Consider the following 14,640-nt stretch of genomic DNA (forward strand, 5'->3'; position numbering starts at 1 on the left):
CTTGACGTTGATGCGTTGCTATGGGTGAATGAAAAGATGCTACCTCTGCTGGTGGGGTCTCCATGTCTGGTCGCGTGATACAGGGGCGTTTCCAGGGACCAGGGCCGCGCCTGCCGGGGAAACCCGGTACGGGTGTGGTACAACAGCGGGCTGGCGGCCCAGGCGGGGATGCGCAGCAATTGCCGCCGGGCCTGCTGCGCCCGTCCGCCGGTGGTCGCCCTCTGCCGGATGCGGTGCGCACGAAGATGGAGAGTTTTTTCGGGGCCGACTTCTCTGATGTGCGGGTGCATGTCGGGCCGGAGGCACCCAGCATCGGCGCCCTGGCCTTCACCATGGGCAGTAGCCTTTACTTCGCCCCCGGCCAGTACAATCCGGACAGCCCGCAGGGCCAAGCCCTGCTGGGGCATGAATTGACTCATGTGATTCAGCAGCGGGCCGGCCGGGTACGTAACCCGTTCGGCAATGGCATCGCCGTTGTGCAGGATCACCATCTGGAGGCAGAGGCGGACCGGATGGGCCAGCGCGCCGCCAGCCACCGGCTGCCGGAAACGGTGCAGGCCAAGCCCGCTACCCTCGCCCGCCCTGGCGTTGCCGCCCCCGTGCAGCCCAAGGCTGCCCTGCCGGGGCCCAAGGCGCAGGGCAGTGGGTATCGGTTGATCGTCGGCGGTTACCTGCATCAGGACAAGGGTCTGCCGGATGCCATGGCGGGCCATGGTTTTGTGGCCATTGAACGGCCCGGCGGCAAGCGGGAAGCGTTCGGCTTTTCCCCCGCCGGGTTCAGCACCATGGACCCGAAACGCGATCTGGGCCGCCTGACAGCCGGTGTGCCGGGCAAGGTGCATGGCGATGACGGTGCCTTCAGCAAACCCGGCGTGCGCACCCGCGCCTATGCCATCAGCGCTGAACAGGCGCAGCAGGCCATGGGCAAGGTGGCTGAATATCGTAACGGCAGCGTGCAGTTCAGCCTTGCCCGCAACCAGTGCAGCAGCTTCGCCATGGATGTGGCGCGGGCGGCGGGCGTTGATGATTTCAGTGGCGCCAGGGTGGCCAGCCCGCGCGAATGGTATCGGAAGATTTGAGGGGGCACGATGACGCGTAAGCACTTGCCGCCACCAACCAAGTTCGGCTCAACAGGCACGGTCCAGAACAAGTCCGTGTCGGTACAGCCTCCATTCGGAACGTGTGCCCGACCGCCAACCAAATTTGGACCCGACGGTCATATTCAGCCTAGGGTTCACCATGTGGCATCAATGCAGACACAACATGTCGGGGTGGGGACCAACCCACCAAGGGGTCAGCATGTTGCGCCGACAATCATGCATGCAACCAATCTGCCTGTGCAATTGAAAGAAAATCAAAGATTGCCGCAAGGGTCGTTGGCCCGGGAGCCGACAAAATTAAAGGCTGAGCCCGCCAGGAGTATACTGGGCAAGCCGACCTTTGCTGCCGCAGCTAAAGTTCTGCAACGCGCCCTTGTGCTTGACACACAAAGGGGCCCATCCTGTTGGTTGGCTGTCGGCACTGCTTTGGTCGGGGCCCGTAACCACGACCGATCCAATCTTGACGCGCTGATCTCACTGTACCCGCTGGATTCTTCTGGTCGGGGAAGGGCGGAAATCATGGATATGATTATCAATGCCCTGGATAGTGCCATTGCTCGGCTGAACGCTCACCGTTTCAGGGGCAATGTCCGCGTCACGCGCGACCAGGTCCGAGAGTTCGTTCGCCGTGGCTTTCGTTCAGTCGGGCAATCCGTGGATGGGACTGAATTCTTCCGGCGCTATTTCGTCAGTAACGACTACACCGTCATGCAGGCTGTTGAGGTGCTGACAGTGGCTCGCGATCATGCTGCTGACTTTCGCAACGAAATTCAGCAGCATGGGGAGGACACTACGAGCATATATGGGTATGCGGGCGTCGAATTCGGTGCGGACAACGATATTGGCACCTTACGTACACTGTTGGATGTCAGCATGCATCATGCTAGCGCGTCGATGTCTGTAACCGGTCGCTACCTCCCCACGGGCGCCCAGCTTCTGGCGGGAGGGCCGGTCAACCTGAAGGCCAGTCCCCTCCATCGGGGTGGTGCTCATTTGGTTGTTTTGGTGGATGTAAATACAGCTACAGATACAATTACCTACCGCGACCCAAACTATGGCAATGTGGACTTACAGATATCTTTCGCCCAGTTCGAAGCGATGAGGAATGCTAACAATGGTGCAATTAGATTGAACAGTGTGAGTAATGATTCGCCAATTGTACGTGCCGCTACGGGTGGTTTGACCATTCCGACTATTTAGAAATTTGTATATTTCTGGGGTTCTTCCGGGTTCTGGTGCAGTGATTTACAAGGTTGTCCATGTCCACCCTCGCCACCCTGATCGCCCGCCTGAACCCCTCCACCAAGCGGGCGCTTGAGGGGGCGGCGCAGCTTTGTCTGGCGCAGACGCATTTCGCGGTGGAGGTGGAACATCTGCTGCTGAAACTGGTGGAGCAGGGGGATGGCGATCTGCCGCCGATCCTGCGCTATTACGGGATCGACAGCGGCGCGCTTCAGGCCCAGCTGACGGCCACGCTGGACCGGCTGAAGCGCGGCAACAGCCGCACGCCGGCCTTTTCCGACCATATCGTGCGGCTGCTGCAATCAGCCTGGCTGGTCTCCAGCCTGGATCTGTCGGCCCCGCTGGTGCGCTCGGGTGCTATTTTGAAGGCGCTGCTGGACGATGATGCCCTGCGCGGCCTGCTGCTGGAGCCGGTGCCGTTGCTGGCGAAAATCCCGCGCGGGCGGCTGGCAGAGGATTTGCCCGAGCTGATCAAGGGATCGGCGGAGGATGTGCCGGGGCTGGGCGCGGCGTTGCCCAACACATCGCCCAAGGCGACGAACAACCCCATCCTGTCCAGCACCGCCACCCAGCCCTGCCCGGCCCTGGATGCCTATACGATCGACCTGACGGCCCAGGCCCGCGCAGGCAAGTCCGATCCGGTGGTGGGGCGGGATGGCGAAATCCGCCAGTTGATCGATGTGCTGATGCGCCGCCGGCAGAACAACCCCATCCTGACTGGCGATCCCGGTGTCGGTAAGACGGCGGTGGTGGAGGGGTTGGCCCAGCGCATTGTTGAAGGGGCGGTGCCGCCGCCGCTGAAACCGGTGCGGCTGCTGTCGCTTGACCTTGGCCTGTTGCAGGCCGGTGCCGGGGTGCGGGGGGAGTTTGAGGATCGGCTGAAACGGGTGATCCAGGAGGTGGCGCAGAGCGCCTGTCCCATCATCCTGTTCATTGATGAGGCGCACAGCCTGATTGGGGCCGGCGGGTCGGCGGGGCAGGGCGATGCCGCCAACCTGTTAAAACCGGCCCTGGCGCGCGGCGAATTGCGCACCATCGCCGCCACCACCTGGGCCGAATATAAGAAATATTTTGAGAAAGACCCAGCACTGGCCCGCCGCTTCCAGGTGGTGAAGGTGGATGAGCCGGACGAGGCAACGGCGGTGGCCATGCTGCGCGGGCTGGTGCCCAAGCTGGAGGCGCATCACGGCGTGCGCGTGCTCGATGAGGCGGTGGCCGATGCCGTTCGCCTGTCCCACCGCTATATTACCGGGCGACAATTGCCGGACAAGGCCATCGGCGTGCTGGATACGGCCTGCGCCCGTGTCGCCATCGCCCAGAATGGGGAGCCGCCGGCGCTGGAGGCAGCACGGCGGGAGGTGCGGCAACTGACCGATGAAATCGCCCTGCTGGGCCGGGAAAAGGCGCGCGGCCGCGACCATGGGGAGCGGATAGAGGCGCTGGAAGACAGGCGCGAGCAGGCGCAGGACCGGCTGGAACAGCTGCGCCAGCGCTGGGTGCAGGAGGGCGCATTAGCCGCCCGCGTGCGGGAGCTGGAGGAGAGGCTGGCCGCCGGCACCCTGCGCGGGGCTGATTTCAGCAAAGCGCTGGACGATCTGGAAGGGTTGCGGCTGGAACTGGAGCAGATCCAGCAGGATGAAACCCTGGTGCCGCTGTCGGTGGATCATCGCGCCGTTGCCGCCGTTGTTTCCGGCTGGACCGGCATTCCGGTGGGGCGGATGCTGACCGACAATATCGCCGCCGTGCGCCGCCTGCGCCAGCGCATGGCGGAACGGGTGGTGGGGCAGGATGACGCGCTGGACGCCGTGGCCCGGCGCATCCAGACCTATTACGCCTCCCTGGCCGAACCGGGCAAACCCACCGGCGTCTTCCTGCTGGTCGGTCCGTCCGGCGTGGGCAAGACGGAAACGGCGCTGGCGCTGGCCGACCTGCTGTTCGGCGGCGAACGGGCCATGGTGACCATCAACATGTCGGAATATCAGGAAGCGCACAGCGTTTCCGGCCTCAAGGGGGCGCCGCCCGGCTATGTCGGCTATGGGCGCGGCGGGGTGCTGACGGAGGCGGTGCGCCGCAACCCCTATGCCGTGGTGCTGCTGGACGAGGTGGAAAAGGCCCATGCTGATGTGCTGGAACTGTTCTATCAGGTGTTCGACAAGGGTGTGTTGGAGGATGGCGAGGGCGTTCCTGTTGATTTCAAGAACACGGTGATCCTGTTGACCAGCAATCTGGGGGCCGAGATCATCCATGAACGCGCCGCCGCCGGGGCCAAGGCGGAGATGCTGGTGGAGGCGATCCGCCCCGCCCTGGTGCGGCATTTCAAGCCGGCCCTGCTGGGCCGCATGGTGGTGGTGCCCTATCTGCCACTGCCGCCGGCCCGGCTGGGGGAGATTGTGCGGCTGAAACTGTCCCGCATCCAGGCGCGCATGGCCGATGCCTATCAGGCCGAACTGACCTATGATGAGGCTGTGGTGGCCTATATCGTCGCCCGCTGCCGGGCGGCGGATGCGGGCGCGCGGGCTATTGACCAGATCCTGACCAATAACCTGCTGCCGCAATTATCGGGGGAGGTGCTGGAAAGGCTGGCCAATGGGGCCGCCATTGATCTGGTGCATGTCGCCACCGATCCGGCCGGGGCCGGGCTGGTGGTTCGGTTTGGGAAGCAGGGCGCATGAGTGATGCCTGGACGCAGGGTGGCCAGTCGCTGTCGCTGTCGACATCGCTGGGCAAGGACAAGCTGGTCCTGCGCGAATTCACGGGGCAGGAGGGCGTCTGTTCCCTGTTCAGCTTTGACATTACCGCCACGGCGGAAACGGCCGATACCGACCTTTCCAGCCTGATTGGCCAGTCGCCGACGGTGACGCTGATCGGCCCGGACGGGGCCAAGCGCTATATCAACGGCGTCTGTGTGCGGGCAGTGCAGATGGAAAGCACCTGTCAGCTGCAATTGCGCCCCTGGCTGTGGCAATTATCGCTGACCAGCGGCTGCCGCATCTTCCAGAACAAGACAGCGCCGGAGATCATCAAAGCGGTTTTCAGCGATCTGGGCTTCAGCGATTTCAAGGATAGTTTGACGGCCACATATCAGGCGCGCGAATATTGTGTGCAATATAATGAAACGGCGCTGAATTTTGTCTGCCGGCTGATGGAAGATGAAGGCATCTTCTGGTTCTTCACCCATGCCGATGGCAAACATACGCTGGTGCTGGCTGATGATGCCTCGGCCCACAGCAATATTCCCGGCACGGCGACGCTGCCCTATATCCCGCTGCCGGCGGAAAAGGGCTGGGTCGATCTGGACCGGGTGGAAAGTTTCACAATCGAAACAATGATGGTCAGCGGCAAGTATCAGGCCGATGATTTCGCTTTCGATACGCCGTCGACGGAACTGAAGACCAGCGTGTCCGGCAAGGGCAAATTACAGGTCTATGAGTATCCCGGCCTGTACAGCAAGAAAAGCCAGGGCGACGCCCTGGCCAAGATCCGGCTGGCCGAACTGGAAGTGCCGGCCAGCCGGGCCAGCGGCACCGGGTCGGTGCGGGCCATGGCGGCGGGGTTGAAATTCACCCTGTCCGGCCATCCCAAATCGGCGGCCAATGCCGCCTATGTGCTGCATCAGGTGGATCATCACGCCCGGTTTGGCAGCTATAGCAACAGTTTCGCCGCCCTGCCGGCCAGCGCCACCTTCCGCCCGCCGCGCACCGCCCATCGCCCCCGCATCGCCGGCACCCAGACGGCCATCGTGGTGGGCAAGGCGGGGGAGGAAATCTGGACCGACAAGCATGGCCGCATCAAGGTGCAGTTCCATTGGGACCAGGAAGGCAAGAAGGATGAAAATTCATCCTGCTGGGTGCGTGTGGCCCAGGGCTGGGCGGGTAAGAACTGGGGCTCCTTCTTCCTGCCCCGCATCGGGCAGGAGGTGGTGGTCAGCTTCCTGGAGGGCGACCCTGACCGGCCCCTGGTGACGGGATCGGTCTATAATGGCGAACAGCCCGTCCCCTATGCCCTGCCGGACAACCAGACCAAAAGCACGGTGAAATCCAACGTCTCCAAGGGCGGCGGCGGGTACAATGAATTCCGCTTCGAGGATAAGAAGGGGGAGGAGGAAGTTTACCTGCAGGCCGAAAAGGACTTCACCCAACTGGTGAAGAACCAGCGCAAGGCCACGATCAATGAAGCTGACGATCTGCTGACCATCGACAAGGGCAACCGCACCACCACCATCACCAAGGGCAATGACACGCTGACCATTTCCGAGGGCGACCTGACCACCCAGGTTGCCAAGGGCAAGGAGACCCATTCGGTGAAGGGCACGCGGGCGGTGACGGTGGAAGGCGATGAGACCCACACCAGCAAGGCCGACGTGACCTGGAACGTAACGGGTGATTTCACCTTGAAGGTGAATGGCAACATCACCATCCAGGCCGGTGGTTCCATTACCTTGAAGGGGGGCACCAGTGCTACGATGCAGGCCGGTACCGAAGCAACGGTGAAGGCTGGCACAGCAGCCACCATGCAGGCCGGCACCGATGCCACGGTGAAGGGGCTGAATGTCACCGCCAAGGCTGATGTCGGCGCCACCTTGCAAGGGGGCGTATCGGCCCAGGTGAAGGGCAGCGCCAGCGGCACCGTTGATGGCGGCGGCATGTTGACCCTGAAGGGCGGCCTGGTGAAGATCAATTGAGGATGATGCAGCATGGCTGAGGCGCAAACCGCCCCCGATGCCGGCGCACCGGCCCTGCATGAGGAATTTGACGCGGCGGGCACGCTGCGCCGCCGTTTCACCCTGCGCGACGGGCTGCTGGATGGGGTGATGGAGATTTTCGACGCCAGGGGGCGGCCGGAAACAAGGCAGTCTTTTCGTCTGGGCGTGCTGGATGGGCTGGCCACCATCTGGCAGGCGGGGCGGCTGTCCTTGGAAATGACCTATCAGGATGGGCTACTGGCGGGGGAGGTGCATTCCTTTGACCCCGCTGGGCGCAAGGTGGCCATCACCCCCTTTCTGGCCGGGCGCAAACATGGCACGGCCACCATCTTCTATCCCGATGGCCGGCCCATGCGGGTGGAAACCTATCAGGATGATCTGCTGCAAGGCCAGGCGCTGGATTACCATCCAGGCGGACAATTGCGGCAGAAGGCCAGCTATGTTGATGGCGTGCTGAGCGGCGAGTTGATCGTTTATGATACGGCCGGTCAGGTGCTGGAACGCGCCCTTTATGTTGATGGGGTGCGGCAGAACCCGCTGGGCGATCAGGTGGCGGCCAGCAAGCCGGGCCTGATGGATCGGTTGTTTGGAAAAGGGGGGTAAGCGATGGGCCAGCAGGTGGTGGCGGGGGCGTTGCTGCAATGCAATTTCGGGGCGGCCCCGGCGGCCCTGTCCGTGCTGCCGATCAATCGCACCATGGCGGGCGGGCCGTGCGCCGCCAATATCATGGATTTTGCCCCTGGTTTGAATATTCCGCCCTTCGCCATGTGCAACAGCATGGCCAATCCGATGGTGATCGCGGCGACGGCCGCTGCCATGGGGGCCTTGACGCCCATGCCCTGTATGCCCGTAACGGTGGCCCCCTGGGCACCCGGTGCGCCCACCGTGCTGATCGGCAATATGCCGGCACTGAATAACAGCTCCAAATGCATGTGCGCCTGGGGCGGGGTCATCTCCATCAATTTCGCCGGACAGGTGATGGTTCAGGTGCCCTGATCTCGATTTATGTATATTTACAGGAATTTTACAAAAGTTTTCATAGTGCGATTTTTGTTTAATTTTATAAATTCGACCACTATTTATCACATTTTATAACATATTTTAAGTTGCCTTTTGAGTGCGCATTTTATCAAATATCAAATCACTAATTGATGGAGAAAATCATGGAACTCGCATCTCTGCAGGCTTCGTTTGTGGAAAACGCAAACAATTGTTCTGTTTGCGTCGGTAGTGATGGAAGCATTTTGTCAGCCTATATTTCATCTAATTCCAATGATTTGAGTGCCTACTCCGCCTCCGGATGTTTAGAATTTTCTCAGAATTCTATATCAATTTCCAATTTGGCAAGTGGTAATTATTTTGATTATTGTCAAAATCCACCGTCAGTCGCTATTGATCAATATGGAATGATTGTTTCAGTTCATCAGAGTAGCATATATAATATGATAATTGTAAATGTTGGAAAAATCAAAAATGGAGTTGGAGGGTTTACGAATTCATATTATGGGGATATTGAACTTGAATCGAGCCCCAATATAGCATATGGGGTTAATCCCTCCATCACAAATGTGGGACCGGGACTTTTTGTTGTAACTGCCGTGTCTGCGGACATGAGTGCCACTGGAAAATCACTTTGCGCTTATCAACTTCAAGTTTTTCCAACAATTAATGGTGGCTATGCTCTCGCTTGGTCTCCTGTGTCAATTGTCATTTCCAGCACTTCTAATTTAGGATCGACTATTTCTGCTCAGAATCCAATGGCAGCTTATTATAATAATATACTATCTGTTGTTGACGGCTCAAATCAAATTTATGCTGGATCTTATGATGTTTCAACAGCTACATTTAATGTTCAGATAAGTGGAACTGTTAATAATTCATTGTCAACATCTTCAATTCCAGGAAGTGCTATCACTGTTGATTCGGATGGAAATTTTTATGTCGCCAATACTGGAGTTGATTCTGAAAATGTATATTATACATACATTTCTACAGTTAAAGTCATAATTAATAACAATAACTGGTCTCTGGAAATTAATAGTTTTGATCCAATATTTGGAGGATCTGGAAATAACTATGGAATGGCTATTGGTCTTGGCTGCCTTAACTTATTAGATAATACATATATTGTTGTTGCAATTCTTGACAATAACAATAATATAGATCTTTTTACGGTCAATCCTTCTTAGGGTTAATTGAAGAAACTTGTTTGCCCCAACGATTTGGACTTCAGTCATTGGGGCAAACAAGGCGATTGAAGCGGCTCGATATTTTTGCAACAATAATATTTATATTGTTCCTGGGGTGATGATGAGCCCGCCCAATCGCCGTTTTACGCCGCAAGGCGCTGTCGTCCAGCCGATGAAGACCTTCGATGCCATCCGCACCGCCCAGCAGGGTGGCGCGCGGGTGAGTGCGGGGGAGGAGCTGGTTCAGGCCGCCCAGGACATGTTCCAGCTGCGCCAGCCCGACCGGGGCGTGATGGTGCGGCCCAACGGCACCTATAATTTCGTGCGCGTGGCGGGCCAGACGCGGGCGCAATCGCAAACCCTGGTCTCGGCCAAGGCGGGCCATGCCGCCATCGCCGCTGGCCGGCCGGTGCTTTATGCCGGCACCATGCGGTTTGATAATGGGGCGCTGGATTGGTGGAGCAATTATTCCGGCACCTATCAGCCCATCGCCGCTTTCCGTGGCCAGGCCAATCTGCCGGAGGACCGTTTCACGCCGTGGCAGCGCCTGCAGATGGGCGGCATCGGGATGCAGCGCAACACTTTCCGTGACCAGCGTCAGGCGCTTGAACCAGAAAAGCCGAAGGTTCCGGAGCCGGCCAAACCAGCCGCCGTGGCCCCCGCACCGGTGAAGCCGATGCTGGCGGTGAAGGCCGCACCCAAGGAAACAGCGCAGAAGCCCGTTGCCTCCTTGCGACAACCGCAGGCGTACCAGGCCAAGCCGGTGGTTGCGGCCGGCAAACCGGACGCGGCTGCGCCGCCCACCCGCAGCGTTCCCCCGCGGGCACCACAGGCAGCCCTGCCGCCCGCCCCGCCGGGGAGGGTGCGGTGACACCGCGCCTGCATCCCTTATGGATCATTGCTGGAACGGCCCTGTTCGGCCTGTTGACCTTTCTGGCCGGGCTGCTGGTCGGGCTGTCCCTGGCGGACAAGCCAGAGGAAGGGCGCACACAGGCGGCACACGGCACGGCGGCGCTGGGCGGGGTGGCCCCGCATCCCGGCGCAACAGCCCCCACCACGCCGATACCAGCGATTGATGCAAGCAGCGCCCCACCAACGCCGACGGCGACCACCAGCCCGGATGCCGCGTCCGGTGGCCCGATGGTGAAGGGGTTGCGCAGCGGGGCGGTGACGGATGTGCCGGGCACCCCGCTGGGCCCCCTGGCCACCCAGGCACTGGCGGTACAGGGGCCCGGGGAGCTGCCCCTCTCCAGCCGCGTCATTTCGGTAGAGGTAGCGCGGTTCCTGCTGGCCCCGGCTGCCGCCGATCTGGTGGCCCAGTTGAAGAAACAAGGTTTCACGGCGGAGACGGTGACGGCCAGCTTTCCCGGTATGCCGCCCTGGCATGTGGTGACGCTGGGGCCGCTGCCGGATGAGCAGACGGCCCATCAATTGGCCATTGAGGCGGCGCGCGCGACCGGCTTGGCGGCGCGCGTCGTCAGTTGGCCGAAACCGGCCCCCTGATATGGCTCTGGCCCTGGCACCCTGCCGCAACGGCACCGGGTGCTTGATCGACGGGCATTATCCGGCTGTTGTGATCGCGTGCGGGATTGACAGGGCGGTGGTGAGTCCCATCAGCAACAGGAAATAGACGCCAAGGGCGACTTGGCAGGAACGGCCGGCCCGGCGCAACTCGGCAAAGATCAGCAAGACAATCATGACCTTGGCAAAGCTGATGAAAAACAGCAGCGGAAGGGCAGCGGGCGGCAGTGCCGTTACCGCCATCGACAGGCCGGTAAGGCTCAGCAGAGCAAAAGCGGCACGATGAATGTCGCGCATCGGGATCACCGGATGACATAGAGAAGCGGGAAGATCATCAGCCAGATCAGATCGGTGAAATGCCAGTAGCGGGCATAATCCGGCAGATATTGTTTCTGGGATCGCCGAAAAGAGAGGGCGAACAGGGTGAGGCCGAGCCCCACATGCAGGGCATGAAACCCGGTGATCAGATAATAAAGCTGGGCGAACCCTGTCTCATAATCAAACAGCGCGGCGCTGTGGGCATATTCGCGCACCTTCAGCAGCAAAAACAGGGCGCCGAAGGCCATCGCCCCCGCCAGGGGCAGCCCTGTGTTCCGCTGCTGCCGCTGATGCTCCACCGCGATTGCCGCCAGCCAGCCGCTGAGGATCAGCGTTACCGTCTCCAGCGCGGCAATGGACGGTACCAGCTGGACTTGAGCGGCCAGGAAGGCGGAATGGTCGAGCCATTTGGCGACACAGAAGCCGACCAGCAGGCCGGAAAAGACCAGCACATCCCCGATGATGAAAATCCACATCATGAAATTGCCGGGGATGGTTTCCGGCACCGGTTCGCCATCGTCCGCGTACCCTGCTGAAAGGGCAGGTGCCTGTGGATGCATTGTTGGCTCCGCTTCTGGCCCGCCAAAGAATACTGTCATTCCCGCCCGTGCCAGAGCAGCGGCAGGGCCGCGTAACCCGCCAGCCCCATCAGCTGGATCAGGCCCGCCAAAGTGGTGAAGCGGGCCAGATGCAGGAACAGGGGAACACCGCAGAGGCAGGTGGCAATGGCCGCGTCAGTGATGAAGAACAGGGCCAGCGCGGCCATGCCGGCGCCCAGCGGATATTGCTTGAGCCGTATCCCGCCGGCCCGGCCGCCCTCGGTGACGATCAGCCAGCATAGCCCCGCCACCAGAAAGCTGGACAGTTCGACCAACGCCCCGGCCAGGGCGCCGATCCGGTGATCCAGCCACAGCGTGCGGGCCAGCCCGGTGACCAGATAAAGCAGGCAGAGGGGAAACCCATACAGGATCATGGCTTGAATTCTCCCCTCTGCCTATGCCAGCCGGGTTCTTACAAACCACCCAACAGGGTCTCGAATTTCTTGCCCGCCTTGCCGGGGTTCTGCACGGCCTTGGCGCTGTCCAGATTGGCGGGCTTGCCGACAATGATGGCGGCCACCATTCCCATCGGGTAATGCGGCTTGCATTTCACGCCATAGATACCTTCGGCGGTGAAGGTGATGGTAGTGTCCTGCCCGGTCTTGCCGGTGAAGGCCTGTGCGCCGGCCGGCAACATGCCGTTGATCGTTTCCACATTATGGCCGGGATCGGTGGCCTTGAAAGTCACTGTATCGCCGGGGGCGATGCGGATCAGCTCCGGTTCGAAGACCATCACGCCGCCGGCCCCCTTGTTCAGCATCTTCACTTCATGATTGGCGGCGGCAGCGATGCCGGGCAGGCCGATGATCAGGGTGGTGGCAAGCAGCAGGCTTTTGCAATTCATCAGAGGCTCCATCGGTTGAATGCGCCAATCGATAGCGCGGATGGGGCCGCCGCCCTTTGCGCCAGGGCAAACAGGAGATCGTTTCCCTATGCGGGAAACCGTTGCATCAGAAGCCCAGCCAGCGCCGCAGGCCGCTTTCTTCCCGCACCAGCCGGATGCCGAGATTGGCGGGCGGAATGCCGACTGAGCAGGCCCCCGCCTTGGGATCGCGGATGAAGCCGATCATCAGGGCGCGATGCCGGCCTTCGGCAACGCGCACGCCGCAATTTTCCGTCACCTGGGTCTGGCCATCCTGCTTCACATGGTGGCGGATATAGCAGGTGGAGGTCCATTCCCAGACATTGCCCGACAGATCGGCCAGCCCATGTTCATTGCGGCCGAAATGGCCGGCCGGCATTGGCGTGGGGTCGATGGCGCCCTGCGTCTGCGCTTCAGCGGTATAGACGGCAATCCAGCGTTTGGACGGGTTGCCGGGATCGCTGATTTCCGTATAGGCATCATCCTTGTAGCGTGAGCCGGCGGCCAGCGCCCATTCCTGATCGGTCGGCAGCCGCCATCGCTCCCCCGTCCTGGCCGACAGCCAGCGTGCATAGGCGCTGGCATCCTCATAATTGACCCCGGTGACGGGGCGATCAGGTTTGCCCGGCTTGTCCAGGGCGGGGCAGGCGGCGGCGGCGACACATTGATCATACTCCCCACGCGTGACCTGATTGCGCATGATGGTGATGGGGGCTTGCAGCATGATCGCCTTCAACGGCCCATTGACCGGCAGCCCGTGCCGGAGAAACTCCCCCGGTTCCCGATAGGTCACCGACGCCGTTTCGATCCGCGCCACGGCGCTGTTTTCCGGCTGGCGGGATAAGCCGGGAAGGGTTGACATGACCGCCAGCCCGATCAGGGCGGCTTTGAGGCTGCTGGACAGTGCCATGGCACATCTCCATCCAGGGAAAACACAGCAAAGCGGCCCGTCCTCCGGGGCGGGCCGCCGAGACTGTTTTCAGTTCACCGCAATGGGGCCGGGCGGGGTGACCTGTTTCATCAGGTCATTGTTCCAGCTGCCTTCCACCTTGACATGGGCGGTGGCCCCCAGCTCGGCCGCCTCGATCAGGTTGTGGTTGACATAGGCATAGATGCCCGGCTGCTGGAACGTATAGACCGCCACGGCGGCACTGCCTCCCGCCACGAACCAGGTCTCCAGCCCCTTCTCCGGGGCATTGCCGAACTTGCCGCGTTCCCAGACATAATCACCATGGCCGCCGATCAGGTGCGGGCGGGTGTCACGGTTGGCGGAGCTGTGGATAAACAGCACCGTTTCCCCCACCTTGGCATTCATCGCCTTGTCACCGGTCAGCGCGCCGACAGCGCCGTTGAACACCACATGGCTGGGGATCAGGCCCTTCATCACCTCCACCGTGTCGGCATAGGCGTCGCCGGCGCTTTCATAATTCTTGAATTTGCCGTTGGCATCCTTGGGCACATAGAGATCGAATTCACCGATCGTATAGGCCCGGTCATAATGGATCGGCTTGCCCTTTTCATCCTTCAGCCCATCGCGCGGCAGCACCATGATGGTGCCCGACATGCCGCTGACCACATGCCAGGGGATCATGCCCGGCGGGGCGCAGTGATAGACAAAGGCCCCCACCTTGGTGGCCTTGAAGCGCAGGGTTGCCTGTTCGCCAGGGTTGACCAGGGTCAGCTGTGCCCCGCCCAAGGCGCCGGTGGCGCTGTGGAAGTCGATATTATGCGGCATGGAATTGCTGTCGGGGTTGATCAGCGTCAGTTCGACATAATCCCCTTCATGCACCACCATGGTGGGGCCGGGCATGGAGCCGTCGAAGGTCATGGCCTGGAAGGTGGTGCCCTGGCCATCAATGACGATCTTCTTCTCCTCAATCTTCATGGTGAATTCCACCACCTTCGGCCCGCCCTTGGCCACCTGATCATGTTCCATGACCTGGGGCGGGGCCACCAGTTTGGCCTTCACCCGTGGCAACCCGACGGTCAGGTCGGTCTGGGCCTTGGCGCTGGTTGCCGGGTTCGGGCCTTCTGCGGCCTGGATGGGGGCCGCCATCAGCAGGGCGATGGCAGCGGCACCGCAAAGGGCTGCACGGAGGGTCAACAT

General features: G+C 61.0%; 15 protein-coding genes. 9 read left to right on the forward strand and 6 right to left on the reverse strand.

Going from position 1 to position 14,640, the window contains the following annotated elements; all coding sequences use genetic code 11:
* Positions 1-62: 62 nt before the first annotated feature.
* The 9 genes from CHB97_RS05775 to CHB97_RS05810 all read left to right on the forward strand — a co-directional run bounded on the left by CHB97_RS05775 (position 63) and on the right by CHB97_RS05810 (position 10,736).
* On the forward strand, positions 63-1,079 hold the full coding sequence (locus tag CHB97_RS05775) for a DUF4157 domain-containing protein (protein ID WP_089287018.1): 1,017 nt from the start codon (positions 63-65) through the stop codon (positions 1,077-1,079).
* A 540-nt stretch (positions 1,080-1,619) separates the two neighbouring features.
* Positions 1,620-2,300 carry a hypothetical protein gene (locus CHB97_RS05780; RefSeq protein ID WP_089367398.1) on the forward strand — a complete coding sequence of 227 codons (681 nt, stop codon included), beginning with the start codon at positions 1,620-1,622 and terminating at the stop codon, positions 2,298-2,300.
* A 59-nt stretch (positions 2,301-2,359) separates the two neighbouring features.
* Positions 2,360-5,014 (forward strand): type VI secretion system ATPase TssH, encoded by a 2,655-nt coding sequence (gene tssH, locus CHB97_RS05785; RefSeq protein WP_089287020.1) that lies wholly within the window; start codon positions 2,360-2,362, stop codon positions 5,012-5,014.
* Positions 5,011-7,023: a type VI secretion system Vgr family protein gene (locus CHB97_RS05790; RefSeq protein WP_089287021.1), complete on the forward strand. Its 2,013-nt coding sequence runs from the start codon at positions 5,011-5,013 to the stop codon at positions 7,021-7,023. The genes tssH and CHB97_RS05790 overlap by 4 nt, the downstream gene beginning before the upstream one ends.
* A 12-nt stretch (positions 7,024-7,035) precedes the next feature.
* Entirely contained in the window at positions 7,036-7,647 is a 612-nt protein-coding gene (locus CHB97_RS05795; protein ID WP_089287022.1) for a toxin-antitoxin system YwqK family antitoxin, read from the forward strand.
* Between the two features lie 3 nt (positions 7,648-7,650).
* Positions 7,651-8,040, forward strand: coding sequence for a DUF4280 domain-containing protein (locus CHB97_RS05800; protein ID WP_089287023.1), 390 nt, complete (start codon positions 7,651-7,653; stop codon positions 8,038-8,040).
* Between the two features lie 167 nt (positions 8,041-8,207).
* Complete coding sequence (locus tag CHB97_RS25795) at positions 8,208-9,233, forward strand: hypothetical protein (RefSeq protein WP_143270734.1); 1,026 nt, start codon at positions 8,208-8,210, stop codon at positions 9,231-9,233.
* A gap of 118 nt (positions 9,234-9,351) precedes the next feature.
* Positions 9,352-10,104, forward strand: coding sequence for a hypothetical protein (locus tag CHB97_RS05805; RefSeq protein WP_143270736.1), 753 nt, complete (start codon positions 9,352-9,354; stop codon positions 10,102-10,104).
* Positions 10,101-10,736 carry an SPOR domain-containing protein gene (locus CHB97_RS05810; RefSeq protein WP_089287025.1) on the forward strand — a complete coding sequence of 212 codons (636 nt, stop codon included), beginning with the start codon at positions 10,101-10,103 and terminating at the stop codon, positions 10,734-10,736. Before CHB97_RS05805 ends, CHB97_RS05810 begins: the two co-directional genes overlap by 4 nt.
* A gap of 57 nt (positions 10,737-10,793) precedes the next feature.
* On the opposite strand, the gene CHB97_RS05815 is transcribed toward CHB97_RS05810, so the two are convergent.
* From CHB97_RS05815 to nirK, 6 genes are all read right to left on the reverse strand, one after another.
* Positions 10,794-11,051: a hypothetical protein gene (locus CHB97_RS05815; RefSeq protein WP_089287026.1), complete on the reverse strand. Its 258-nt coding sequence runs from the start codon at positions 11,049-11,051 to the stop codon at positions 10,794-10,796.
* Between the two features lie 5 nt (positions 11,052-11,056).
* The gene (locus tag CHB97_RS05820) at positions 11,057-11,632 is read right to left on the reverse strand and encodes a cytochrome c oxidase subunit 3 (RefSeq protein ID WP_160105601.1); all 576 of its coding nucleotides are present in this window, start codon (positions 11,630-11,632) and stop codon (positions 11,057-11,059) included.
* Positions 11,633-11,667: 35 nt separating this feature from the next.
* On the reverse strand, positions 11,668-12,045 hold the full coding sequence (locus tag CHB97_RS05825; protein WP_089287028.1) for a hypothetical protein: 378 nt from the start codon (positions 12,043-12,045) through the stop codon (positions 11,668-11,670).
* 38 nt (positions 12,046-12,083) lie between these two features.
* The gene (locus CHB97_RS05830) at positions 12,084-12,515 is read right to left on the reverse strand and encodes a pseudoazurin (protein ID WP_089287029.1); all 432 of its coding nucleotides are present in this window, start codon (positions 12,513-12,515) and stop codon (positions 12,084-12,086) included.
* A gap of 106 nt (positions 12,516-12,621) precedes the next feature.
* The gene (locus tag CHB97_RS05835) at positions 12,622-13,443 is read right to left on the reverse strand and encodes an SUMF1/EgtB/PvdO family nonheme iron enzyme (protein ID WP_089287030.1); all 822 of its coding nucleotides are present in this window, start codon (positions 13,441-13,443) and stop codon (positions 12,622-12,624) included.
* A gap of 69 nt (positions 13,444-13,512) precedes the next feature.
* Complete coding sequence (gene nirK, locus CHB97_RS05840; protein ID WP_089287031.1) at positions 13,513-14,640, reverse strand: copper-containing nitrite reductase; 1,128 nt, start codon at positions 14,638-14,640, stop codon at positions 13,513-13,515.

Source organism: Azospirillum sp. RU38E (assembly GCF_900188385.1).
GTDB lineage: Bacteria > Pseudomonadota > Alphaproteobacteria > Azospirillales > Azospirillaceae > Niveispirillum.

What these genes read in the sequence shown, in the direction of transcription:
- CHB97_RS05790 (WP_089287021.1), top strand. Translation starts at nt 5,011, where the DNA reads ATGAGTGATGCCTGGACGCAGGGTGGCCAGTCGCTGTCGCTGTCGACA.
- CHB97_RS05825 (WP_089287028.1), bottom strand. Translation starts at nt 12,045, where the DNA reads ATGATCCTGTATGGGTTTCCCCTCTGCCTGCTTTATCTGGTCACCGGG.
- nirK (WP_089287031.1), bottom strand. Translation starts at nt 14,640, where the DNA reads ATGTTGACCCTCCGTGCAGCCCTTTGCGGTGCCGCTGCCATCGCCCTG.
- CHB97_RS25795 (WP_143270734.1), top strand. Translation starts at nt 8,208, where the DNA reads ATGGAACTCGCATCTCTGCAGGCTTCGTTTGTGGAAAACGCAAACAAT.
- CHB97_RS05830 (WP_089287029.1), bottom strand. Translation starts at nt 12,515, where the DNA reads ATGAATTGCAAAAGCCTGCTGCTTGCCACCACCCTGATCATCGGCCTG.
- tssH (WP_089287020.1), top strand. Translation starts at nt 2,360, where the DNA reads ATGTCCACCCTCGCCACCCTGATCGCCCGCCTGAACCCCTCCACCAAG.
- CHB97_RS05795 (WP_089287022.1), top strand. Translation starts at nt 7,036, where the DNA reads ATGGCTGAGGCGCAAACCGCCCCCGATGCCGGCGCACCGGCCCTGCAT.
- CHB97_RS05780 (WP_089367398.1), top strand. Translation starts at nt 1,620, where the DNA reads ATGGATATGATTATCAATGCCCTGGATAGTGCCATTGCTCGGCTGAAC.
- CHB97_RS05805 (WP_143270736.1), top strand. Translation starts at nt 9,352, where the DNA reads ATGATGAGCCCGCCCAATCGCCGTTTTACGCCGCAAGGCGCTGTCGTC.
- CHB97_RS05820 (WP_160105601.1), bottom strand. Translation starts at nt 11,632, where the DNA reads ATGCATCCACAGGCACCTGCCCTTTCAGCAGGGTACGCGGACGATGGC.
- CHB97_RS05835 (WP_089287030.1), bottom strand. Translation starts at nt 13,443, where the DNA reads ATGGCACTGTCCAGCAGCCTCAAAGCCGCCCTGATCGGGCTGGCGGTC.
- CHB97_RS05800 (WP_089287023.1), top strand. Translation starts at nt 7,651, where the DNA reads ATGGGCCAGCAGGTGGTGGCGGGGGCGTTGCTGCAATGCAATTTCGGG.
- CHB97_RS05815 (WP_089287026.1), bottom strand. Translation starts at nt 11,051, where the DNA reads ATGCGCGACATTCATCGTGCCGCTTTTGCTCTGCTGAGCCTTACCGGC.
- CHB97_RS05775 (WP_089287018.1), top strand. Translation starts at nt 63, where the DNA reads ATGTCTGGTCGCGTGATACAGGGGCGTTTCCAGGGACCAGGGCCGCGC.